Genomic DNA, 23156 nt, shown 5'->3' with positions numbered 1-23156 from the left:
GGCCGCTCACTCGGTGTGGACGGCCTCCCCCGCGACCAGGGTGAGCACGGCGCGGGTGCCGGCCACGCCCATGTCCGGGGCGAAGAGGTCACGGTCGAGGACGGCGAGGTCGGCCGCCCTGCCCTCGGCCAGCAGGCCGACTTCGTCGTCGTTGCCGTTCACCCAGGCGGAACCGGCCGTGTAGGCGCGCAGGATGTCGGCCAACTCCAGCCGTTCGCGGGGCACGAACGGCTGGTCGGCGCCCGGCCATCCGGCGTACGCCGAGCCGGGCGGTTCGGTGCGGTGCACGGCGACGTGCATGGCCTGCCAGGGGTCGGCGGTGGTGACCGGCCAGTCGCTGCCCCCGGCGAGCCGGGCGCCGCTGTCGAGCAGCCGGCGGAAGGGGTACTGCCGGCCGGCCCGCGCCTCGCCCAGCAGCGGGTTGGTCAGCTCGTCGGTCTGCTGGTGGTGGGTCGCCCACAGCGACTGGACGTTGGCCGCCACCCCCAGCGCCGCGAAGCGGTCGATGTCCGCGTCGTCGACCAGCTGCACATGGGCGATGTGGTGGCGCCGCTCGCCGGCCCCGTTGGCCCGGGCCGCGGCCTCGACCGCGTCCAGGCACTCGCGCACCGCCCGGTCGCCGATCGCGTGGAAGTGCACCTGGAACCCGGCGGCGTCCAGCCGGGTCACCGCCTCGGCGAGCAGCGCGGCGGGCACGTTGGAGTGGCCGAGGTTGCCGGTGGCGCACCCGCAGGAGTCCAGGTACGGCTCCAGCAGGGCGCCGGTGCCGTTCTCCAGCACGCCGTCCTGCATCACCTTCACCGCGCCGGCCCGGAAGCGGCGGCCGGGCTCGCCGCGCCGCGCCACCAGGTCGTCGAGCTGGTCGAGACCCCGGTCGCGGTCCCACCACAGGGCGCCGGTGACCCGGGCCCTCAGCAGCCCCTCCGCGTCGGCCCGCCGGTAGGCGGCGAGCGTGTCGCCGGCCCCGCCGTAGGCGCCGACGATGGCGTCCTGCCAGCCGGTGATCCCGTACCGGAAGAGATGGGTCTGCGCGTGGCTCAGCGCCGCGAGCTGGTCCTCGACGGTGTCCGGCGGGAGCAGCCGGGCCACCAGGTCCATGGCGCTCTCGTGCAGCACCCCGGTGGGCCGGCCGGCGGCGTCGCGCTCGATCCGCCCGGCCGGCGGGTCCGGGGTGGCCGCGTCGATCCCGGCGCGCTCCAGTGCCGCCGAGTTGACCCACGCGGAGTGGTGGTCGGCGTTGGGCAGGAAGACGGGCCGGTCCGGTACGACCGCGTCCAGCGGCTCCCGGGTGGGCCAGCCGCCGGGGAAGCAGTCCATGCTCCAGCCGCCGCCGAGGATCCACGGCCGGCCGGGGTGGGCGGCCGCGTACTCCCGGACGGCCGAGAGGCAGCCCTCGGCGTCGGCGGCGCCGGTGAGGTCGCAGCGCAGCGCCTCCAGGGCGCCCCAGACCGGGTGGATGTGCGCGTCCTGGAGGCCGGGCACCACGGTCCGGCCGGCCAGGTCGAACGTCTCGGACGGACGGCCGACGGCCCGACGCACCTCGGCGTCGGTGCCGACGGCCGTGATCCGGCCGCCGGACACGGCGACGGCCGTGGCCTCGGGGCGCCGCGGGTCGCCGGTCCACACCCGGCCGCCGTGCAGGACGAGGGTCATGCGCCGGCCCCGTGGGTGCGCACCACGTACACCTTGCGGAGGGTCTCGTGGACCTTCCAGGTGCCGCGCCAGCCGGCCGGCATCGCCAGGGTGGCGCCGGGACCCAGCTCGACGTCCGCACCGCCCTCGGTACGGACGGTGGCGGATCCGGTCAGCACCTGGCAGACCTCGTCGTAGCCCTCGCGGGTGGCGGTGAAGTGGCCGGGGTCGCACTCCCAGACGCCGACCTCGACCAGCCCGTCGGGCGACTGCCACAGGGTGCGGGTGGTCTCCTGCTGGCCGGTGGTGCTGGTGGGCTTGGGCGTCGCGGGGGGCAGGTCGGCGCCCGCCGCGTCGGCGAGGAAGGCGACGGCGGGGACGAGAGTGGTGGTGTCCATCGTGGTCCGCTCCTTTCAGCGTCCGCTGATGACGTTGGCGACGCGTGCGATGACGGAGGTGCGCTCCAGACCGGAGTTCTCGTGCCGGTCGGCGGCGCGGTAGGCGACGTAGAGGCTGCGCACGCCGAGCCAGCGCAGCGGCTCCGGCTCCCAGCCGCGCACCTTGCGGCCGACCCAGGGCAGCCGGGCGAGGTCGGTCTTCTCACCGAGGATCAGGTCGCGCAGGGTGCGTCCGGCGAGGTTGGTGGTGGTCACGCCGTGCCCGACGTAGCCGCCCGCCCAGCCGAGGCCGGTGTCGCGGTCCAGGTGGACGGTGGCGCACCAGTCGCGCGGCACGCCCAGCACACCGGACCACGTGTGGTCGATCGCGACGCCCTCGGTGGCCGGGAAGTGCTGCCTGAGGATGGCCAGGAGCTGCGCCTGGGTGGCGTCCCGGGTCTCGCCGCGCTGGTCGACGTGCGAGCCGAACATGTACGGGATGCCGCGCCCGCCGATGGCGATGCGGCCGTCGGTGGTGCGCTGGATGTAGCAGTACGAGTTGGCCTCGTCCCCGATCAGTTCGGCGCCGCGCCAGCCGATCTCGTCCCACACGGAGGCGGGCAGCGGCTCGGTGACGATCATGCTGCTGTTCATCGGCAGCCAGACCCGCCGGTGGCCGCGCAGCCCGGCGGTGAACCCCTCCAGCGCCCGGATGACGTACGACGCGCGGACGGTGCCGTGAGTGGTGACCGCCTCGCGCGGGCGGATCTCGGTGACCTCGGTGCCCTCGTAGATCGCGACGCCCATCCGCTCCACCACGTCGGCCAGGCCCCGCACCAGCTTGGCGGGCTGGATACGGGCGCAGTGCGGGCTCCACTGGGCGTAGCGGGCACCGGCCACGCGGACCCTTCGGGCGAGCTGGTCCGCGTCGAGTTCGACCAGGTCGTCCTCGCCCCAGCCCTCGGCGCGCAGCGTCGGCAGTCCTTCGCGCAGCCGCCGCTCCTGGGCGGCGTTGGTGGCGACGTGCAGCAGTCCGTCCTTCTGGATGTCGGCGTCGATGCCCTCCTCGGCGGCGACGCGGATGACCTCGTCGACGGAGGAGAACATCTCCCGCTGCAGGGCGACGGCCGGCTCCTTGCCGTGCGACTTCGCGTAGCGGCGCATCTGGCCGGGCGGCTCGGCGCTGAGCCAGCCGCCGTTGCGGCCGGAGGCGCCGAAGCCGGCGAACTCCTTCTCCAGGACGGCGATCCGGAGGTCGGGCTGGGCCTTCTTCAGGTAGTAGGCCGTCCACAGGGAGGTGTAGCCGCCGCCGACGAGGGCGACGTCGACGTCCAGGTCGCCGGGCAGGGCGGGGCGGCGGGCGGGGACGCCGCTCTCCCGGAACCAGAAGGAGACGTCGCCGTTGACGAAGGTGGGGCTGGTGGCGGGGGTGGTGCTCATCGTCCGCTCTCTTCCGCTGCGGCGACCGGGACCCGGTCGCCGGACGTGGGTGGGTGGGTGGTGCCGGAGGGGTCGTCGAGCAGGACGCCGCGTTCGACGTCCCAGACCACGGTGACCTCGTCGCCGTGACGGACGCCGGACAGCCGGTCGGCCTGCTCGCGGGCGAGCAGCACGGTGCCGTCGGGCAGGGCGAGTTCGAGCTTGCGGCCGGAGCCCAGGTAGATCTCCTGGGTGACGCGGGCGGGCAGCGCGTTGGCCCCGGCGGCGACGGGTTCGGCGGCCGGCCGCACCCGCAGGTGCTCGGGGCGGACCACGACGGCGGCCGCGCCGCCCCCGGGCAGCCGACCGGCGACGCGTACGGTGCGGTCGCCGACGCGCAGGCAGGAGTCGTCGCCGTCCGGCTCGACGCGTCCCCGTACGGTGGAGGACTCGCCGAGGAACTCGGCCACGAAGAGGCTGCGGGGCCGTTCGTAGAGTTCGCTCGCGGTGCCGACCTGCTGGATGCCGCCGTCGTCGAAGACGGCGATGCGGTCCGACAGGACCAGTGCCTCCTCCTGGTCGTGGGTGACGAAGACGAAGGTGGAGCCGACCTCCTGGTGCACCCGCTTGATCTCCAGTTGGAGGGATTCCCGCAGCTTCTTGTCGAGCGCCCCGAGCGGCTCGTCCATCAGCAGCACGCTCGGCTCGTACACCACGGCCCGAGCCAGGGCGACCCGCTGCTGCTGGCCGCCGGACAGCTCGCGGGGCCTGCGGTGGCCGTAGCCGCCGAGCCGCACCGTCTCCAGGGCCGCCTCGACCATCTCGGCGCGGCGGGCCTTCGGCACCTTGCGCTGCTTGAGCGGGAAGGCGACGTTCTCCGCGACGGTCATGTGCGGGAAGAGCGCGTAGTGCTGGAAGACCATGCCGATGTCGCGCCGGTGCGGCGGCAGGTCCTGCATCTGCTTGCCGCCGATGGTCAGCGTGCCGGAGGTGGCGGCGGTGAACCCGGCGATGATGTTGAGGGTGGTGGTCTTGCCTGAGCCGCTGGGGCCCAGCAGGGTCATGAACTCGCCCGGTTCGATGACCAGGGAGACGTCGTCGACGGCGACGGAGTCCGCGTACTCCTTGCGCACCTGCGCCAGTTCGATACGGGCTCCGCGCGCCTTGATGAGGCTGGTCTCAGCGGACACGGTTCCTCCTGGCGGTGGCGAAGGTGGCGGCCAGCACGAGCACCGTGGTGAAGACGATGATCAGGGTGGCGGCCGCGGCGATGGTGGGGTCGGTGTCCCGGGTCACGCTGGCGAACATCTGGACCGGCAGGGTCTGCAGGTAGGGGCTCTGGATGAACAGCGAGACCACGACCTCGTCGAAGCTGGTGACGAAGGCGAACAGGGCACCGGAGACGACGCCCGGGGCGATCAGCGGCAGGGTCACCTGCCGGATGGCGCCCCACCGGGTGGCGCCGCAGATCAGTGCGGCGTCCTCCAGGCGCCGGTCGAAGCCGCGCAGGCTCGCCGCCACCGGGATGATCACGAACGGCAGGGCCAGCACGGTGTGGGCGGTGACGAAGCCGAGCAGGGTGCCCAGCAGGTTGTACTGGAGGAAGAGCGCGTACACGCCGATGGCGACCACCACGGTCGGCACGATCATGGGGGCCAGCAGCAGCCCGTACGACGCCTTCACCCAGCGTGAGCCCGACCGGGTGAGCGCGATCGCGGCGGCGGTGCCCAGGACGGTGGCCACCACCGCGACCAGGGCGCCGACCTGGAGCGAGGAGAGCAGTGCCTCGGTCCACCGGGGGTCGGTGAAGAAGTTGGTGTACCAGCGGGTGGACCAGCCGGTCGGCGGGAACACCAGGGACGCCTTGTCGGTGAAGCTCAGCGGGATCACCACGAGCGTCGGCGCGATGAGCCACAGGCCCACCAGCGCGCTGAACGCCCACAGCGCGATCCGCGCGGGTGCGGTCCTCATCGGGCACCTCCTCGCTTGCGGGTGAAGCGCAGGACGACGCCGACCAGCCCGAGCAGGACCAGCGTCACCGCCAGCAGCACCACGCCCATCGCTCCGCCGCGGCCCCAGGCGAGCAGCCCGTTGACCTGGGTGAAGATCTGCTGCGAGATCAGCGCCTGGTCGGGCGAGCCCAGCAGGGCCGGGGTGATGTAGAAGCCGAGCGAGGTGATGAACACGGTCAGCGCGCCCGCGCCCACCCCGGGCAGCGACAGCGGCACGAACACCCGCAGGAACGCGACGGCGGGGCGCGCCCCCATGCCCTGCGCGGCGTCCAGGAGCCGGCGGTCGATGCCGCTCATCACCGCGTACAGCGGCAGCACCATGAACGGCATCAGCACCTGCGACATGCCGATCACCACGCCGGTGGGGGTGCGGATGAGCTGGAGCGGGCCGAGGCCCACGCTGCCGAGGACCTGGTTGACCACGCCGCTGTCCTGGAGCAGCACCACCCAGGCGAAGGTGCGCACCATCAGGCTGGTCCAGAAGGGCAGCAGCACCAGCAGGGTGAGCCAGATCCGCGCCCGCGCGCCGACGACGGTCATCAGGTAGGCGTACGGGTAGGAGAGCACGAGGGTCACCAGGGTGACGACGGCGCCGACGGCCAGGGTGCGGACCAGCGTGGCGAGGGCGACGTCGCTGGTGAAGAACCAGGAGTAGTTGCCCGCGCCGGGCGTCGGCTCGCTGACGCTGCGCCAGGCCATCAGGCCCAGCGGCACCAGGAAGAGCACGGCCAGCAGGACCAGCGCGGGCAGCAGCAGCCATCCCCACCGGCCGCCGGCACCCTTGCGGGGCCGGCCGCCGGTGGCCGGGGAGGCGATCTCGATCAGGGCGGTCATGGGTTACCGCGCCAGCCAGTCGGACCACTTCTGGATGATCTGCTCCTGGTTCTTCGCCCACCAGGCGTTGTCGATGTCGAGCGCCTGCGCCTGCCGCTCCGGCGTGGTGGTCAGGTACTGCGTGGCGAGCGTGTCGAGCTTGGGCTTGGCGTCGGTGTTGATCGGCGAGTACGACGTCAGCTCGGTGAGCTTGGCCTGCTGGTCGGCGCCCAGGTAGTAGTTGATGAGCGCCATGGCGGCCTTGGGGTTCCTGGCTCCGACGGGGACAGCGAGGGAGTCGGAGACCGGCAGGAACTGGTTCCACTGCGGGGCGAAGTGGGCGCCGTTCTTGACCGCCGAGTAGGCGCGGCCGGACCACACCATCGCCATGGAGACCTCACCGGACTCCAGTAGTTGCTGGGAGCGGGCGCCGGTGTCCCAGAAGACCAGCGAGGAGCGGACGCTCGTCAGCTTCTTCAGGGCCCGGTCGACGTCCAGCGGGTACAGCCGGTCGGGAGCGACCCCGTCGGAGATCAGCGCCGCCTCCAGCGCTCCCGGGGCCGCGTCCGAGGCGAAGCCGGGGATCGCACGCTTGCCGGGGTACTTCTTGGTGTCGAGGAAGTCCGCCCAGTCCTTCGGCGGGTTGTCGCCGAACTTCTTCTTGTCGTACATCAGGACGACGCCGTAACTCATGGCCGGTACGGAGCACTTGTCCGCCGTGCCCTTGGGCAGCTTGGAGGTGTCGACGATGTCCTTGTCGAGCGGCATGAACATCTTGCCGCACTGGCGCTTGGCCCAGAGCGTGTCGGCGTCCACCACGTCCCAGGTGATGTTCTTGGCGTCGACCTGGGCCTTGACCTTGGTGTAGTCGGTGGGACCGTCCGAGAGCACCTTCGCCCCCGACTCGGTGGCGAACGGCTTGACGGCGGCGGTCTCCTGACCGTCCTGGTAGATGCCGCCGTAGGAGGCGAAGGTGAGGGTGACGCCGTCGAGCGCGCCCTTCTTCACCTGGCCGGCCACGGCCGGTCCGGGGCCGAGGTCGACGTCGGCGGCGGCCGGGCCGGTACCGGCGCAGCCGGTGAGGGTCAGCAGCAGGGCGCCGGCGGCAGCGGCACACCCGAGGACTTTACGTGATATTCCGGGCATTACTGTCTCCGAGAAGGGACGGCGAAGAGACACTGGGGCTCAAGGGGCACACAGCGCAGAACGGAAGAACGGCAGAACGAAGGGGCGCGTGGCGCGCTGCGGGGTGGGTGAGGGGAAGGGTGCGGCGGGAGGGGATCAGTCCGGAGTCGGCGGGCTGATGATCCAGAGGATTTCGGCGGGCTCCTCGTGGCTGTTGACCACGCGGTGCGGCACCGAGGAGCGGTATTCGATGCTGTCACCGGCCGCCAGGTCGTGGGCCTGACCGTCGAGTTCGACCCGCACGGCTCCCCTGACCACCAGAAGGATCTCCTGGGAGTCGCCATGAGTGTAGGCGTCGTCTCCCGTGGAGGTCCCCGGGTCGAACTCGCCCGCGTACACCTCCAGATGACTGAGCGGGCGCTGCGAGATGAGGAACTTGCGGCTTCCCGGGGCGGTGTGCAGCATCGGCCGGTCGGCCCGCCGCACCACCCTCGGACCCGGCGCGCTGTCCTGGTCGAACAGATCGGCCACGGTGAGGCCGAGCGCCGCGGCGATCCGCCGCAACATGCCGATGGAGGCGTTCGCCTGCCCGCGTTCCAGCTGGCTGAGGAACCCGGGGCTGGCCTGGGCGGCCTCCCCCAGGGCCCGCAGGGACATCCGCCGCATCGTCCGGTACTCCCGGACACGGACCCCCAACGCCGCGTCGGCAGCGGCGTCGGCGTCGGAGGGGTCCGGCAATGAGCGATCAGTCATGAGTGAACACCTGATGCGTCTTCAGCGAACACTTTGTTCGCTGACGTGATACGGACCGTACGCTCAGGTGACCTGCCACACAACCCTCTCCTTCCGACGTCACCGGAACGTGATCCCGTCACGGACTGGACGGCGTCAGACGGCGTCCCGCTCGACCGGGCAGCTCATGCAGCGCGGGCCGCCCCTGCCCCGGCCCAGTTCGCTGCCGCGGATCTCGATGACCTCGATGCCCTGCTTGCGCAGGTGGGTGTTGGTGGTGGCGTTGCGCTCGTAGGCGACGACGACGCCGGGCTCGACGGCGAGCACGTTGCAGCCGTCGTCCCACTGCTCACGCTCGGCCGCGTGCACGTCCTGGGTGGCGGTCAGGACCCGGATCTCGCTGAGCCCCAGCGCGGCCGCGATCGCGCGGTGCATGTGCTCCGCGGGGTGGTCGGTGACCTTCAACTCCTTGTCGCTTGAGCCCGGTTCGATGGTGTACGAGCGGAGCATGCCGAGCCCTGCGTACTGGGTGAAGGTGTCGCCGTCGATCATGGTCATCACGGTGTCGAGGTGCATCACGGCACGCCGCTTGGGCATGTCGAGCGCGACGATCGTCCGGGCCGATCCGGCGGCGAACAGCTTGTGCGCGAGCATCTCCACGGCCTGCGGCGTGGTCCGCTCGCTCATGCCGATGAGCACGGCGCCGTTGCCGATCACGAGCACGTCCCCGCCCTCGATGGTGGACGGGTAGTCGGCCTGCCCCTCGGACCACACATGGAAGGTCTCGCCTTGGAACAGGGGGTGGTAGCGGTAGATCGCCTCGAAGTGGACGGTCTCGCGCTGCCGGGCGGGCCAGCGCATGGCGTTGATGGACACGCCGTCGTAGATCCAGGCGGAGGTGTCGCGGGTGAAGAGATGGTTGGGCAGCGGGCCGAGCAGGAAGTCGTCCAGTTCCATGGCGTGGAAGCGCACCGACGTCGGCTCCGCGTGGGCGGCCAGGAACTCCCGCTTGGTCATGCCGCCGACCAGAGCCTCGACCAGTTCGGCGGCGGAGAGGGTCTCGAAGGCCGCCCGCAGGTGATCGGTGGCGAGCGGTCCGTACTCCTTCTCGTCGAAAACGCGGTCCAGGACGAGCGAGCGGGCCGACGGGATCTCCATCGCCTCGGTCAGCAGATCGCCGAAGAGGTGCACGGCGACCCCGCGGTCGCGCAGCACGTCGGCGAACCCGTCGTGCTCGGCACGCGCCCGGCGCACCCACAGCACGTCGTCGAAGAGGAGGGCGTCCTTGTTGCTGGGGGTGAGCCTTTTGAGCTCGAGATCGGGTCGGTGCAGGATGACGCGGCGCAGCCGCCCGGCCTCGGAGTCGACATGGAATCCCATGCCTCCATCCTGGCCAACGACGTCCGTTTTCACCCTCCCGTCCTCCGTTTCCCGCGCCCTGCTGTGCGCGTGGTGCCGTTCAGCCGGTGGGTGACGGCTGGAGCAGTTCCGGCCGGGCCAGCATCCGGCGGGCCGCACGGTCCCGGCCGAGGGCGGCGCGGGCGACGATCCAGCCGGCCAAGCTGTGCGGTTCGGCCGGATCCCGGGCGAGCGCGTCGGTGTATCCGACGAGAGCCGTCGCCGGGTCGCCGGCCGCGAGGTACTCGTCGGGGGTGCGGGGAACCGCGGGGCGGACGGCGAAGGCAAGAGTGCGTACGTCCGGCCAGAAGGTACGGTCCGCGCGGGGACGGAGCACGGGCTCCGTGGCCGGGCCGGCCCCGGCACCCTGCGCGGAACGCCGCGACGGGGCCGGCGCAGCGACGTTGCGCAGCCGCCATTCCGTACGGTGCAGGGCCGCGGCCGTACGGGCACGGCCGAGCGCGGCCGCATGCACGGGTTCACGCAGCCAGCCGTCCAGGGTGCGGGCGAGTCCCGAGACGAGGGCGTGGCCCTGGGCGGTCAGGCGGCCACTGGTCAGCAGCGTGCGCACGACCATCCGGCTCTGGGTGCGGCGCAGGGCGAAGTGATAGCCGGCCGTCCCGGCCTGCCCGGGGTGCTGGGCGGCGTTCAGACGGTCCCGCCAGAAGCCCGCGACGCCGGTGAACGCGTAAGCGCCGTGCAGCAGGCCGGTGAGGTGGCGGGGATCGGCGCGCCAGGGGGCGTAGTAGCGCTCCTCCCGGTCGTCGTCGAGCAGCGGGAAGAGGTGGATCAGGGCGGCGAGCTTGCTGTGCTGGAACTCGTGCACCAGCGTCTCGGCCAGCGCGAGCGCGGCGGCGGGACGGGCGACCACCATGCCGCCGTAGGAGTCACCGCTGGAGGCCGACACCAGCGTGGTCAGTGGGTCGGAGGGCGCGGGGCCGGTGCGGCCGAACGGAACGACGGCCCGGATCGCGGCCGGGTCGATCCGCCCGGGTCCCGTCCCGCCCGGCACGGCGAGCAGCGCGGCGGCCTCCTCGAACAGGCGCTGCCACGTCGTGGCCTCCGCCGCTGTCAGCCGGGCCGGCGGCAGGGGGTCGTCGAGGTCGCGGTAGGGCCCGAGGTCGTCCAGGGGGATGGCGACGGCTCCGGCGGGGCCGCGGTGGGTGAGGGTGCGCAGGGGCGTCCAGCCGTCCCGGTCGTCCCTGGACACCGCCTCGGCGCCCGGCCCGCCGCGTAGCGGCACCGTGGCCGGACGGCAGGTCAGGGATGTGGGGCTGCCGTCGTGTCCCGGAGCCGTGAGGGTGAGTTCTCCCGCGCGGGTGCGGGCCAGGCCGACCGCCGGCTCCTGTTGCGCGGCCCGGAGGCGGGCCAGCCCCAGGCCGGGCAGGAACAGACCGCCGTCGGTGAGCGCGACCCGCAGGACGGCGTCGGTGCCGGCGCACACGGAGGCCGCGATCGCCAGGGCGTTGAGGTGGCCCGCCTCCACCCACAGCGGCGGGCCGGTCGCGGTGCCGTGCCTGCGGCGCAGCAGGTGGGCGATCCAGGCGCCGGTCGCCGGGGCGAGGAGCAGCCGGTCGACCGGCCCCGGCGCCCGCTCCGCCGCCTCCTTCAGGACCCGCCATGCCTCGGCCGCGGGGGTCAACGGGGTGGGAAGCGCCCGGACGTGGTCCAGGAGCGTGCGCAGGAGCAGCAGCCGGCGCGCCCGCTCCCCGCGTGCGAGGAAGGCGACGGCCTGCGCGGAGCCGCCGCCGGCGGCCAGTTCCGCGAACAGGTCGGCGGGCATGCGGAAGGTGGCCTGGTGCTGCTCACTCGACATGCGCGGGTGACCTCCAGTCGGGGGTGGTCATACGGAGCCGCGGCACGGCACGTCCGGCAGCGCGGGCGGGCGGTCATTCGGCCCGCCCGGTCGGCTCGCCACCTCCTCTGAAGCTGCCGCGGGCGCGCAGGACCTCTTCGAGCAGCCGTGCGCCGGGGCGCAGCGGGGCGAGACCGTCCACAGCGGTCAGGGGCAGGGCAGCGAGGTTCGCCAGATCCGACTGCCAGTCCTCGGCGCCTGGCGCGCGGGCGGCGGCTTCGACGATATGCGGAGCGGGCGGCTGGTCCAAGGTGCGTCCCCCTTCTCGCACGGTGGCACTCGATGCCCCGTACTTCTTTCCATCATGGCCATTCCGACCCATGTCGAAAACCGTACGATCACGCCACCCGATCACTTCGGTATTGTTCGACCGCTTTGTCAGGCAGCCAATTCCCGGAAAGCCTGGGCGAGTTCCTCCTTGCGTTCCGGATCGTCATCGACGGACACCACGATGTCGAACAGGTCCCACAGGGCTTCCGGGCGGCGCCGGGCGAGCCCGTTGAGAATGTTGACGGCGTCCGTGCGGGCCTTGGTGTGACGGGCCAGCGTCCCCGTGATGGAAGGGTCCAACGCGGCGACCACCGACTGCCGTTCGGCCGGGTCTCTCATCAGCGGATAGGCCAGCAGGGCCTCCACGGCCCGCTGGAGCAAGGCGGCCGGACGGCGCGGCGGGGCCGGTGCGGGCGCGGGCAGGATCTCGGTGCGTTCGGGGCTCTGCAGCCGGATCTCAGGGTGTTGCAGAGTCCGGCCCTCGCCCCTGAGGGCCGCGACGCGTTCCCGGACGGCGGAAAACAGTTCGTCCGGCTCGGGAGGCGCGGGCAGGACGTCGGCCCGGTCGGCCAGCAGGGCGAGCAGGACGTCGGAGAAGAGCCCGGTGCGGCGTACGGGGTCGTTGGCGGCGGCCAGGCCCCGGCCCGCGGCACGCAGCACGGTCTGCCGATGGGCGAGGCTGCGCCGCCCGACGGGCAGGGCATCGGGCGGCAGCGCCTCGCGGAAGCCGAGCGCCTCCTCGAAGGTCTCGCAGGCGTCGACCACCCACAGTTGTTCGCCGAACGCGGGCACGGCGTCCCCGGCGTACCGGGTGAGCGCGGAGTCCAGATCGATGCCCAGTTTGTCGGCGACGGTGGCGTCCGCGCAGAACAGCCGGAGGTGGCCGGCGCGGTCCAGGACCCCGTGCCCGCCCCACCACACCCACAGGACGTCGCCCTGCCGGGCCGGCAGGTCCCGCACGAGGAGGCGGCGCAGCGTGGCGTGGTCGGCGCCCGAGTACGGCACGTCGGGCGCGTACGGCGGCAACGGGGCGAGGTGGAGGTGCAGTTGGGTCTCGGGAACCCCCGCCGCGCGCAGCAGCCGGTGGAATCGCACGGCGTCACGGGCCGGGCCCGGCAGGTCCCAGGCGGCGCCGGCGTCGTAGGCCTCGATGCCGACGATCAGGGCGTGCACACGGGCCGGGTCGACCCGCGGGGCGAGCGGCGCCGGGCCCGTCACGGCAGTCGCTCCACTATGTGCCGGTAGACCGCGCGGTTGGCCCAGTAGGCGCTGTGCGCGGCAGGGAAGGGCTGGCGGCTGTCGACGGCCACGTCGGTGACGCGGCCCGGGAAGACACCCGCCCCGACGTAGCCCAGCAGGTCGCGGGGGTCGTAGAGGTTCAGCCAGTCGGGGACGTGCGGCGGCAGGGGCGCGGGGTGATCGAGGGAGGGCAGGGAGCCGGACTCGTACAGGAAGGGGCCCTGGGAGCCTGCCGTGACGAGCAGACGGACCGCGGGCAGCGGGGCGGAGACCAGCGTGTCCAGCGCGATGATGCCGCCGAGGCTGTGTCCGACCAGGGCGACGGGCGGCTCCAGTCCGGCGACCAGGGCACGCAGGTCGGCACGGACGGCCGCGCCGCGGCTGAGGTAGCGCAGGACGTCTCCGGCGGCCGGGTGGGCTGCCTCCGTGAGGGCGCGTCTGCGGCGCACGACGACACGCGAGGCGGCCGAGCCCGCCGTGTGCAGCAGCAGGGAGCGCAGCCCGCGTTCCGTACCCTCGGGCGGCGCGCCGAGCGTTTCGGCCAGCCGGGCGGTGACGGCGTCACGGGTGTCGCCGTCCGGGATCAGGGGGGAGTCGGCGTCGAGGAGGTCGGCGACGACGCGCGCGGTCAGGCTGCGGGCGCCGAGCGTCGCGAGGTCGCCCGGGTCGACGGTGGCGGCGGCGCGGCCAAGAAGCGGGTGTGCCGCCAGCCGGCCGGCGGCACGGGCCAGGCCGGGGCCCAGCTCGGCCGCGGGCGCGTCACCTTGGGCGGCGAGCGCGGACAGCCGGGACTGGAGCCCTTGTTCCGGCGGTACGGAGCCGGGCGGGAGTTCGGCGGCGGGCACGGCGCCCGCCGCGGCCAGGGCGAGTTCGGCGTACGGGTCGGCATACAGGGCGGCCCAGGCGGCGGCCGTCCCCTCCTCGTCGTCCTCGTCGTCCTCGTCGTCCTCGCCGTCCGGCTGCCCCGGAGACTCGGCGAGGCCGCGGGTGGTGCCCGCCCCGGCCGGCAGGCTCACCCCGCCCGCGGCGAGCGTGGCGCCGTGCGTGCCGCCCCAGTAGTAGGGCACGATGCGAAGTCCGTCGCGCAGCGCGCTCAGCCCGGCCGCCACGCGCCCCGCCAGCGCGGAGAAGCCCGGCTCACGGACCCCGGTGCCGTGGATGAAGACGACCGCCGTCATGTGCCCCCCGTGACACCCGTGCCGTGTTGTGTACGACTGCCGTTGCTACGCCAAGTTACCAGTATCATACGGAGGTTGAGATCAGCGCCCGATCGAGCGGACGTGCGAGGCCCGCACCTGGACCGCATCCCGGCCCCGACCGCGGCCGGCGGACAACTAGGGGACGCCATGAGCCCTGATGCGATGATCATGCATGTGGTGGGAGCCTCGGCTCTGATCCTGGTCGCCGCCCACTCGGCGGGCTACGTGGCGCGACGGCTCAAACAGCCCTATATCGTCGGGCAGTTGGCAGCCGGCATCGCACTCGGCCCCTCACTGCTGGGCAGTGTGGCACCCGATACGAGCAAGGTGCTCTTCCCTCAGGAGATCGGTCCGGCACTGACCGGGTTCGCGCAGTTCGCCCTTGTGGTCTTCCTGTTCGAGGTGGGCTACGAACTGGACCTGCACCTGCTGGGCAGCCGGGCGCGTTCGGCCGTGATCGTGGCGGTGGCGTCGTTCGTGGTACCGATGGCCGTGGGCAGCGGCTGTGCTCTGCTGTTCCAGGAGCAGTTGCGTGATCTGGGCATGCCCCGTCAGCTCAGCCCGGCCACGGTGGTGTTCGCGGGCGTGGCGCTGTCGATAACCGCGGTGCCGGTGCTGACGGCGATCGTGCGTGAGAACGGGCTGGCCCGCACGGTACCCGGGGTGGTGGCGGTCTCTGCGGCCGGGCTGCTCGACGTGGTCGGCTGGACCGTACTGGCCGGGGTCCTGATGCACGACGACGACGGGAAGCAGTCGCTCGGATGGCAGTGGCGCGTGGTGCTCGCCGCGAGCTTCGTCGCGCTGATGCTGGTGGCGGCCCGGCCGTTGCTGCGTCGGCTGCTGTGGCGCACGCACATGGAGCCCTCGCTACGGCTCGCCCTGCTCATCGGCTTCGCCCTGGGCTCGGCCTGGGTGACGCACTCCCTCGGACTGCACGTCATCTTCGGTGCGCTGCTCGCGGGGGTCGTGGTGCCGCGCGAGCGGGGCAGCACGCTGGACCCGGACCTCGTGCGGCCCCTGCACGAGGTCAGCTCACTGCTCCTGCCGTTCTTCTTCGTCACCTCCGGTCAGGCCGTCGCCGTGGACGGACTGGATGGCACGGGCTGGCTCACGCTGGCGGTGGTCACGGTGCTGGCGATCGCGACGAAGACCGGTAGCGGAACGGTGGCCGCGAGGCTGGGCGGCCTGGGCCGGGACGACGCACGGACGGTCGGGGTACTGATGAGCACGCGTGGCCTGACGGAGTTGATCGCACTGAACGCGGGTTTCCAGGCGGGTCTGCTGAGCCGGCCCCTCTACTCGGTGTTGGTCCTGATGGCGCTGGCCACGACCCTGCTCACCCAGCCGCTCCTGACCATGGTCCGCCATCTCGCCGAACGCCCCAAGGTCACCAGGGCAACCCTCCCGGACGAATCCCTCAACCCCCGTGTGCCCCACCATCCTCAGGAGGACGACGGCACACCGAACGTCCCGGGCACGAACGTCGGCTGACGAGCTGTCGGCGGTCCCGGACGACACCACCCGAGCCGCCGCAGCACGACCGCCCGGGCGCTCACCCCTCGGACAGCGATGCGCAGTCCGGTCGGCCGGTGCCCGGGCACCGGGACGACAGGCCCGAAGGCTGACGCCGGGGCCCCTCCTCCGAGCGGCGTGTGGTGCCTGCTACAGCGGCATCGGGGCCATGTCGCACTCCACGCGGCGACGCCGGTCGGCCGCCTTCAGCCAGGGGTGGTCGGAGGGGACGATCCCGGACAGGGCGTCCATCGCCTTGCGCCGCGTCTCCTCCGCCTCGGCCCCTCGGCCCAGCCCGCGCAGGTCGAGAGAGAGATTCGCCATGCAGGACAGGGTCAGCGGGTGAGTCTCGCCCACGACTTCCGCGAGCCGCGGCAAGTTGGCCTCGTCGATCCGGTGGGCCTGCTCGAAGTCCAGGCGGGCGTAAGCCGTATTGGCCCGGCCGATGCCGACGGTCAGCGTCAACACGTGCTCTGCGCCCACCATCGCCGTCAGCCGGCGCTCCGCCTCGTCCTCCAGTTCCTCGGCGGCCTCCAGGGCGCCGATCGCCCGCATGGTGGCGGCCAGATTGGCCTTGGTCAGCAGCGTGAACGCGTGGTCCGGACCGAGCCGCTCCACATAGCGCTGAGCAGCCTCCTCGCCCTGCACCCGGGAGCCCTCGACGTCCCCGGTGAGTCGCAGGTCGACGGACAGGTTGCTCGCGGTGGACAGCGAGTCGGCGTGGTCCCGCCCGTAGCGGGCGACGAAGCTTTGCAGCGCCTCCGCGGAAAGCTCGGCGGCCTCCCGCAACGCCCCGGCGCGTCGCCGACAGACCGCGAGGTTGCGGGCAATGCGCAGGGTGAGCGGGTGTTCCTCACCGAAGGCCGAACGTGCCCGCCGGTACACGTCCTCCTGGAAGTCGCGGGCGCCGATGTAGTCGCCGCTCTCCCGGATGTCGGCAGCGAGACCGTTGAGCGAGTTGAGGGTCAGGAAGCTGTCCGCCCCGAACTGTAGTTCGCGCTGCCGCACGTTTTCCTGGTCCAGGGGCAGCGCCTCCCTGACCCGGCCGCACAACCGCAGGTCGACGCCCCAGCTGTGGGTGGCGCGCAGCGTGATCGTGTCGTCCGCGCCGAACCGTGACCGGGCCAGCCTGGTGGCCTCCTCGCCCAGCACCCGAGCCTCATCGAACCGCCCCTGGTAGCGACGGGCGTCCGCCATTTCCACGATGGAGTCGATCAGATGCTCGGGCTCGACGTCAGCGTTGCGGGAGACCTCAAGCGCCGCCTCGTTCAAGGGGACGGACTCCGTGATGTCGCCGAGCACGCGCAGCGTGAACGCCAGGTGCCTCGCCACGCGGATGACGTCGATGTCCTCCTCTCCGGAGGCCGCGAGCCAGGCGTTGTAGGCCTGCCGGGCAAGCGCCGCGGCACCCGCGTGGTCGCCCCAGTAGTAGAGGAACATCGAGGTCTCGAAAACGAGTTCGCGGACCCATTTGTCGGCGCTCGTCACGGCCTGCGAGGTGAGCACGTGAGGCAACAGCTCCTGGTAGGCGCGCCAATCGAGGGGCAAGGAGGGCTGGCCCGGCTTGGCCGCGGACAGCAGCTGGTGGGCCGCCTCCCGCATGGCCCGGCGTTCCTCGGCGCTCAGCTTGGCCAGGAGCACCGTCTGCAGCAGGCGGTGCATCTGCAGCGTGTTGGAGCGTGGGTCGACCCGGACCAGGGAGAACTGGGTGAGGTCGCGGATGGCGCGGTTCAGTTTGATCGGCTCGCGCAGCAGCGGGTCCACCTCGGGCGTGATACTCACCCCGCGGCTGCCGCGGAGCATGGACCGGGGAATGGGCTCGGGCGCCATGCTGGCGCAGATGTCCAGCAACTGCCGGGCACCGGGGTTCCTGTTCTGGACATCATCAAGTGAGATGTCCCAGGCAGCGGCGACGGAGACCGGGTAGTCGGGGGCCGGGTCGAGTTCGAGGATCTCCGGGCGGCGCTGCTCGAGCAGGTCGAGGTAGTCGTCGACCTGCATGCCGGAGACCGCTCGCCAGGCGCCCGCCTGCTCGACCGCGAGCGGGAGGTCACCGAGGGCGTCGGCCAGCCGGTCCGCTTCCTGCGTGGTGAGGTCGGGCGAGCGCTTCCGCAGCAGCTCGATCGACTCCCCGCGCTCGAAGACGTTCACCGGCAGCGGGGTGGCCACCCGTTCCCAGGCGCGGTTGCGAGAGGTGACGATCACCTTGCCGGGCCCGTTGGTCGGGAAGTACTTGCGCACCACTTCGATCTGCTCGGCGTTGTCGAAGACGAGGAGCCAGTTGTCGTAGGGCGCCCCCGTGCGCAGCGCCTCCAGGACGGCGGGCACCGCGGTGTTGGCGGTGGGGGTACTGCCGTCCTGTCCTGCCAGGGCGAGTCCGAGCTGCGCCGCCAGCTGGGACAGCGAGGTCAGGATGAGACTCTCCCGCTCGGCGGCGATCCAGCAGATCACCTTGTAGTCGTGCTGGTGGGTGTAGACGTACTCGAGCGCCAGCTGCGACTTGCCGACGCCGCCCAGCCCGTGCAGCGCGTGGGGCAGCACGGCGGCCGTGTCCTGGGCTGCGAGCTGCTCCTCCACGGTACTGAGCAGCGCCTGGCGGCCGACGAACGAGTTGTTCCGCAAGGGAACGTTCACCATACGAGCGGCCGGCCTCGCGGTCGTGGTGGGCTGCATGGACTGCTGGGCCTCCGAGGTTTCGTGTTCGGACGTTTCGGTTACCGGGCTCGCCACGGTCTCTCCAGGTGATTCAGGGGCGTTCGACGCTGGATCACTGCCTTCTCCACCGTCTTCCAAGACCCCTGCGGCCGACCGGTTCACCTCAGCGGGCGTACCGGAGAGCGATCCGGCACCTGCTCGTTCGGCCGGACGGGTTGGTGCGGGCGCGAGCCGGGAGATCAGGTTCGGTTCGATGCGTTTGGCACGTTCGGAGTACGGCCCCGAAAGCGCCCGCATCACGGCGAGTTCGCTGCGCGCCCACCCGCGCTCCGCCGGATCGGGCAGTCTGGTCCCACCGGGGTCGCGCAGCGCGGCGCGCAGTGCGACGCCCCTCTCGCCCGCGGCGGGCAGATCGCCCACCAGGCTGACGGTACGGGCAAGTTGGCTGCGGGTTGTGGTGGCGAGCAGTGCTTCGCGGATGCCGTCGGCGAACTCGGGGCGGCCCTCACCACCGCTGTCCCAGTCGATCAGGCCGCCCATCAGGATCTCGGCGAGATGGTCGGGTCCGGTCTCCGGCATGGTGCGTCGCCGCAGTTGTTCCACGAGTTCGAACTCGAAAGGAACCGCTGCCAGTTGGGTGGCGAGGCGGCGCGCGGCCGGGGTCGCGAGCGTGAAGAAGCGGCGGACCGCGGCGGCGGCCGCGCGGGGGAAGCGCGGAGCGCGCAGTCCGGGTGCGGGCGAGCCCTTGGTGAGGGTGCCGGCCAGGACGACGGGCAGCTCGCGGCGCACTCCGCGTTCTCCGGTGACGAGGTCGGCCCAGGCGGCGAGGGAACCGGGCTTCAGCGACAGCACCGGTACGGGGACGGAGCCGTCGCCGGTGTCGGGAAGCGGCCGCAGCGGGTCGGGGCCGCCGGGCGGCGCCCAGTGTCCCAGGCTGTCATTGGGGGCACCGAACCCGCCGCCCTCCAGGACCGCCTGGTAGGGGTAGAGCGAGGAGCGGTGGCGCAGATGGGGTGGCAGGAGGTGGACCAAGGCCGTCGGGCCGGAGTGCGCCAGGCGGCCGAGGAGTTCGTCGGCGGTGGCGGCGGCCCAGCCGTGGGCCAGTCCGTCGGTGACGACGAGGAAGATTCGGCCGCCGCGCCCGTCGAGCAACTCGGAGGGGTCGGCGGCGGCCCGGCCGGTGCCCCGGCGCAGGGTGGCGGCACCAGTGCGCGGCACGTCCACCGCAACAGTGCGCACGGCCCGGAAGGCTCCGCTGTACTCGGCGGCCTCCGCGAGGCGAGCGACGGTGTCCTCCCAGACCCGCATGGTGAAAGCGCTGTCGGTGAGCAGCACCAGGTCGAAGCCCGAGGTGCGGGCGGGCCGCAGGAAGGGCATCCACAGGCCGTCGACGACCCCTCGCTCGGCGGTGGTCTCCTCGTCCAGTTCCAAGGTGTCGCGGGACGGAATGCGGCGGGCCAGCCGGTGCAGGGCGCGAGCGAGCAGGGCCGTGCGGCGGCCGGTGCCCGAGTGGGCCTGTTCGGCCCCGGGAAGCAGCGGCGGGCCCAGGTGCAGCGTGAAGCAGCCGTCGGGGTCGGGTAACAGGTTCTCCGGGTCCGGCGACACGGCCGACGGAGCGTGAAAGGGGGCACCGGCACCGCGCGGTCCGGTACGGGCGGTCGGCTCGTCGGCCCCGGTCCGTACGCCGGGAACGCCGCCTCGGTCCTGGGAGCCCGCGCCCGCGAGCGCCGCGTCCTGGGCGGAGGACCGGTCGACGGCCGTGCGGGACGGCTCCGGCTCCCGTTCGTCCCCGGCCGCCTCCGGGCCGGTCGCGAACGGGTGGGTGCGGCCGTCGGCGGGACCTCGCACGCCCGTACCCTCCTGAGTGGCGGGACGGCTGTGCCGGGCCCAGTGGGCGGCGAGCCAGACGGCGTCGGCGAGTTCCTGCCAGTGCGGCCCGGAGTGTTCCCCGGAGAGCGACCGCGCGCCGGTGTACGGGTCTGGTCCCCGGACAGCCCGATCGGCGGCGACGTACTCGCTCGCTTGCCTGGCAGGCTCGGGGAACGCCGAAGGAGGCGACGTCCCCGATACGGGGTAGCCGTCGCCGGGTCCGGATGCGCGCTCCTGGGGGAAGCCGGTCATTCAGCGGCCCTTCGCAAGGTCGCGGAGGAGCATTTCCACGAGCTTACGCCCATCCCCATCGGCCTGAAAACCACCCGCCGTAGTCATCTGGACAGCGTTGAGCAACTGATCCACGGAGTGGGTTCCGCCCGCCTGGACCCGCTGGACGTACAGGTCCACCATCTCCTCGGCCCCGGGCGACCGGATCCCCAAGTGCCTCTCGACCATGCCCAGGAGCCGCTCCCTGGAGGGGGCGCGCATCTCCAGGGGGATGCAGCGGCGACGGAAGGCGGCCGGGAACTCGCGCTCGCCGTTGCTGGTGATCACCACGACCGGAAACTCCGCACACTCGACATGCCCGCCGCGCACGAGGGCGCGGCCTGAAGGATCGCTGGTGTGGACGTACGCCGCGTCAGCGGCGGCGCGCACCAGCTCGGGGATGTCATAGCTTCCGTTCTCCAGGACGTGCAGCAGGTCGTTCGGTAGATCGATGTCGCTCTTGTCGAGTTCGTCGACAAGGAGGACACGCGGACGATCGTAGGGCAGCAGCGCGGTACCCAGAGGACCGAGGGTGATGAAGTCCCCCAGCCTTGGGAGAAGTTGACGTTCCGTCGCGTCGGTCGCCGTGTTGACGGCGGCCTCGGCGCGGTCGGCGTCGCCCGGCTGCTCCGCCCCGGCATCGTCCCGCCGCGCGGGGTCCGCCGCGTGCCGCACCCCGGCCTGCCAGGCGGCGATGGCCTGGGCTCGCCCCATGGCGTCGTGGATGTACAGACCGTCGCGCAGGGTCGTGCGGCTGACGATGTTCCACTCCAGGACGCGCCCCAGCCCGAGTTCCCGGGAGAGCAGATAGGCGAGGGTCGATTTGCCGATGCCCGGCGGCCCAGTGATCAACAGGGGCCTGCGCAGGACCAGGGCCCCGTTGACGATGTCGATCTCGTCCGGCCCGAGTTGCACGCTGTCGTCGTCGCGACCCAGACGGCGCAGTCCGGCCTCATGGTCGTCCGGGGGCACCTGCTCGGGCGGGCCGCCACGGAAGCGGCGCCAGGGGGGTGCCGGCGGCAGCCGGGGTGGGCTGTCCGGTGCCCCGCCGGCCGCATGGAACACACGCCAGTCGTCCGGGTGCGCCTGCTCGTTCGCGCTCATGCCGGTGCCTCCTCGGTGGCGAGATCGCCTGTGCCGGTGGTGTGGATGTCGACGACTCGAGTGGGATCGTCCCAGAAAAACCCGATGTGTCGGCCAAGCAGGAGGTGCTGGCCGCGTGTGTTGAGTTCTGCCTGTCTGCGGAGCCGGTGGATGGCCGTCGGGATCCTGGCCGGCACCGGCACCGACGCGAACACCGCGGTCACCACTTCGCGCCTCTCCTCGGCGAAGCTTCCTCTGCGGTCCCAGACCGCGAGCCCGATCCCTTCGGCGATGGCCGCCTTGAGCGCTGCCAGCGCGCTCTCGCCGGCCGGGGCGTCCAGTACCACGGCCGTATGCCTTGCCTCCCCGGCGAGCGCGGTCTGCCACGCGTCGATCCGCCGGCCGTCCGGTTCGCTCCAGCCGTGCACCGTGACGCCGTTCGTGCGCAGGATCCGCCAGCGCTCCTGCCACTGGTGGCGGACCTGCTCGTCGTCGGTGCGCATCCGTTCCAGGCTTCGGAGGTGCACCCCGTACCTCAGCCCGAGCGGCAATGGCCTGCCGTCACCGATGCGAAGCGTCAGCCCGGCCACATCGTGATTGAGGAGGTCGTACGGCAGGACGAACTCCACGTACGGCGGCTGCTGTCCCCCGCTGCTGCCGATTTCGTTCTGATCCGTCCACAGGCGGGCGCCCTGCCGTAACGAGCGTTCGACGGCGGGCCCGAGGCCCTCCAGGGTTGTGGTGACCGGCTCGGCGGGCTGCGGATTCCAGTGGCCGGGCGCGGAGTTGAGCCAGGTCCGTACGACAACGTCCAGGGTGCCGTCCCCGGCCGGCTCGACCGCGACGACCAGACAGCGCGGAATGTCCGGGTCGTTCACCACGGTGGCGCGTTCGGCGCGACGCGCCGCCACCTCGGCCGTGTGCCCGGACCGCGCGGCCCAGTCGTCGACCCATCCGGTCAGCGCCGCGCGGTGGTCGGGGGTCCCGGCGAGCCGAGCCGCCCGGTCCAGCAGGAGCACCGTGGGCGGCAGCTCGTCGGGCTGCGCGTTCCACTCCAGGAGATGCGTGAACAACTGGTCGGGCGAGAGCCCGGTGGGGAGGTCGAGGCCGCCCAGCTCGCCGACCAGCTCGTCACGCAGCCGGACCGAGGGGAGTCCACCCCGGGCCAGGGCGATACGGGCGCTCTTCTCGTCGTCCCTGGACAGAGGGCCGGGCGGGGTCTGGGGCCCCGGCATGGGGGCCGCCGGGGCGATCAGCCGGTCGAGTTCGTCCCCCGCGGCGGCTCCTTCGAGGATGCGGACCACGCCCACCAGTACGTGTTCCCCGCCGGACACGCTCAGCGCCACGCGCACCAGGGTCGCCACGTCCTCGCGCAGTCGCACGCCACGCACGTCGACCTGCCGGTGCAGTTGGTCGCCCAGCACGGCGGCGAACTGCACCCGTCCCTGCGCGTCCTCCATGCAGCCCAGTTCGCACAGCGCGTCGGTCAGGCGTAAGAGCAGCTCAAGACCTCGCGCACGCCCGGGATCGTCCTCATGCTCGCCGAACTCCGCGCCTGTCTTCACCGACTTTCCCCCTGAGTCGGTACGTTTGCCGGACCAACCAGCGAAGCTAGCACGGCAACCAGCGGTTAACCAGGGACGGATGGGAACGGAATCCAGCTGTCCGGCCAGGCCCCGCCCAGGGGGCGGCGCCG

At 72.4% G+C, this 23156-nt stretch carries 17 protein-coding genes; 1 reads left to right on the top strand and 16 read right to left on the bottom strand.

The features are described from left to right. Positions 1-6: 6 nt before the first annotated feature. The 13 genes from ACIHCX_RS05625 to ACIHCX_RS05565 form a co-directional block, all read right to left on the bottom strand. Positions 7-1653 (bottom strand): amidohydrolase, encoded by a 1647-nt coding sequence (locus ACIHCX_RS05625; protein WP_400026899.1) that lies wholly within the window; start codon positions 1651-1653, stop codon positions 7-9. After that, complete coding sequence (locus ACIHCX_RS05620) at positions 1650-2030, bottom strand: cupin domain-containing protein (RefSeq protein WP_400026897.1); 381 nt, start codon at positions 2028-2030, stop codon at positions 1650-1652. The genes ACIHCX_RS05625 and ACIHCX_RS05620 overlap by 4 nt, the downstream gene beginning before the upstream one ends. 15 nt (positions 2031-2045) lie before the next feature. Continuing rightward, positions 2046-3449, bottom strand: coding sequence for an NAD(P)/FAD-dependent oxidoreductase (locus ACIHCX_RS05615; RefSeq protein WP_400026895.1), 1404 nt, complete (start codon positions 3447-3449; stop codon positions 2046-2048). Beyond that, positions 3446-4618, bottom strand: coding sequence for an ABC transporter ATP-binding protein (locus ACIHCX_RS05610; RefSeq protein ID WP_400026892.1), 1173 nt, complete (start codon positions 4616-4618; stop codon positions 3446-3448). The genes ACIHCX_RS05615 and ACIHCX_RS05610 overlap by 4 nt, the downstream gene beginning before the upstream one ends. Further along, positions 4608-5399, bottom strand: coding sequence for an ABC transporter permease (locus ACIHCX_RS05605; protein WP_400026889.1), 792 nt, complete (start codon positions 5397-5399; stop codon positions 4608-4610). The genes ACIHCX_RS05610 and ACIHCX_RS05605 overlap by 11 nt, the downstream gene beginning before the upstream one ends. Beyond that, on the bottom strand, positions 5396-6274 hold the full coding sequence (locus ACIHCX_RS05600) for an ABC transporter permease (RefSeq protein ID WP_400026887.1): 879 nt from the start codon (positions 6272-6274) through the stop codon (positions 5396-5398). The genes ACIHCX_RS05605 and ACIHCX_RS05600 overlap by 4 nt, the downstream gene beginning before the upstream one ends. A 3-nt stretch (positions 6275-6277) precedes the next feature. Continuing rightward, the gene (locus tag ACIHCX_RS05595) at positions 6278-7399 is read right to left on the bottom strand and encodes an ABC transporter substrate-binding protein (RefSeq protein WP_400026885.1); all 1122 of its coding nucleotides are present in this window, start codon (positions 7397-7399) and stop codon (positions 6278-6280) included. 135 nt (positions 7400-7534) lie between these two features. Beyond that, positions 7535-8131 (bottom strand): helix-turn-helix domain-containing protein, encoded by a 597-nt coding sequence (locus ACIHCX_RS05590; protein ID WP_400026882.1) that lies wholly within the window; start codon positions 8129-8131, stop codon positions 7535-7537. Positions 8132-8266: 135 nt separating this feature from the next. Beyond that, positions 8267-9490 carry an arginine deiminase gene (locus tag ACIHCX_RS05585; RefSeq protein ID WP_400026880.1) on the bottom strand — a complete coding sequence of 408 codons (1224 nt, stop codon included), beginning with the start codon at positions 9488-9490 and terminating at the stop codon, positions 8267-8269. A 79-nt stretch (positions 9491-9569) separates the two neighbouring features. After that, complete coding sequence (locus ACIHCX_RS05580; protein WP_400026878.1) at positions 9570-11324, bottom strand: aKG-HExxH-type peptide beta-hydroxylase; 1755 nt, start codon at positions 11322-11324, stop codon at positions 9570-9572. A gap of 73 nt (positions 11325-11397) precedes the next feature. After that, positions 11398-11634, bottom strand: coding sequence for a hypothetical protein (locus tag ACIHCX_RS05575; RefSeq protein WP_400026876.1), 237 nt, complete (start codon positions 11632-11634; stop codon positions 11398-11400). 107 nt (positions 11635-11741) lie between these two features. Beyond that, positions 11742-12851 (bottom strand): caspase family protein, encoded by a 1110-nt coding sequence (locus ACIHCX_RS05570; protein WP_400026874.1) that lies wholly within the window; start codon positions 12849-12851, stop codon positions 11742-11744. Next, positions 12848-14050, bottom strand: a complete 1203-nt coding sequence (locus tag ACIHCX_RS05565; RefSeq protein WP_400026871.1) for an alpha/beta fold hydrolase — start codon at positions 14048-14050, stop codon at positions 12848-12850. The genes ACIHCX_RS05570 and ACIHCX_RS05565 overlap by 4 nt, the downstream gene beginning before the upstream one ends. Positions 14051-14218: 168 nt before the next feature. On the opposite strand from ACIHCX_RS05565, the gene ACIHCX_RS05560 reads away from it, so the two are divergent. Then, a complete protein-coding gene (locus tag ACIHCX_RS05560) occupies positions 14219-15562 on the top strand; it encodes a cation:proton antiporter (RefSeq protein WP_400026869.1) in 1344 nt (447 codons plus the stop codon). A gap of 171 nt (positions 15563-15733) precedes the next feature. Here ACIHCX_RS05560 and fxsT read toward each other — a convergent pair whose 3' ends face one another. From fxsT to ACIHCX_RS05545, 3 genes are read right to left on the bottom strand one after another with little or no spacing between them, the layout of a single operon-like run. Continuing rightward, on the bottom strand, positions 15734-20359 hold the full coding sequence (gene fxsT / locus ACIHCX_RS05555; protein ID WP_400026867.1) for an FxSxx-COOH system tetratricopeptide repeat protein: 4626 nt from the start codon (positions 20357-20359) through the stop codon (positions 15734-15736). Further along, positions 20360-21481: an AAA family ATPase gene (locus ACIHCX_RS05550; RefSeq protein WP_400026865.1), complete on the bottom strand. Its 1122-nt coding sequence runs from the start codon at positions 21479-21481 to the stop codon at positions 20360-20362. It lies immediately after the preceding gene. Beyond that, complete coding sequence (locus ACIHCX_RS05545) at positions 21478-23025, bottom strand: hypothetical protein (RefSeq protein ID WP_400026863.1); 1548 nt, start codon at positions 23023-23025, stop codon at positions 21478-21480. Before ACIHCX_RS05545 ends, ACIHCX_RS05550 begins: the two co-directional genes overlap by 4 nt. Between the last annotated feature and the right edge of the window lie 131 nt (positions 23026-23156).

The organism is Streptomyces sp. NPDC052043 (assembly GCF_044548235.1).
GTDB lineage: Bacteria > Actinomycetota > Actinomycetes > Streptomycetales > Streptomycetaceae > Streptomyces.
The sequence above is the reverse complement of the archived record's forward strand: the minus strand, read 5'-3'. Positions and strand labels throughout refer to the sequence as shown.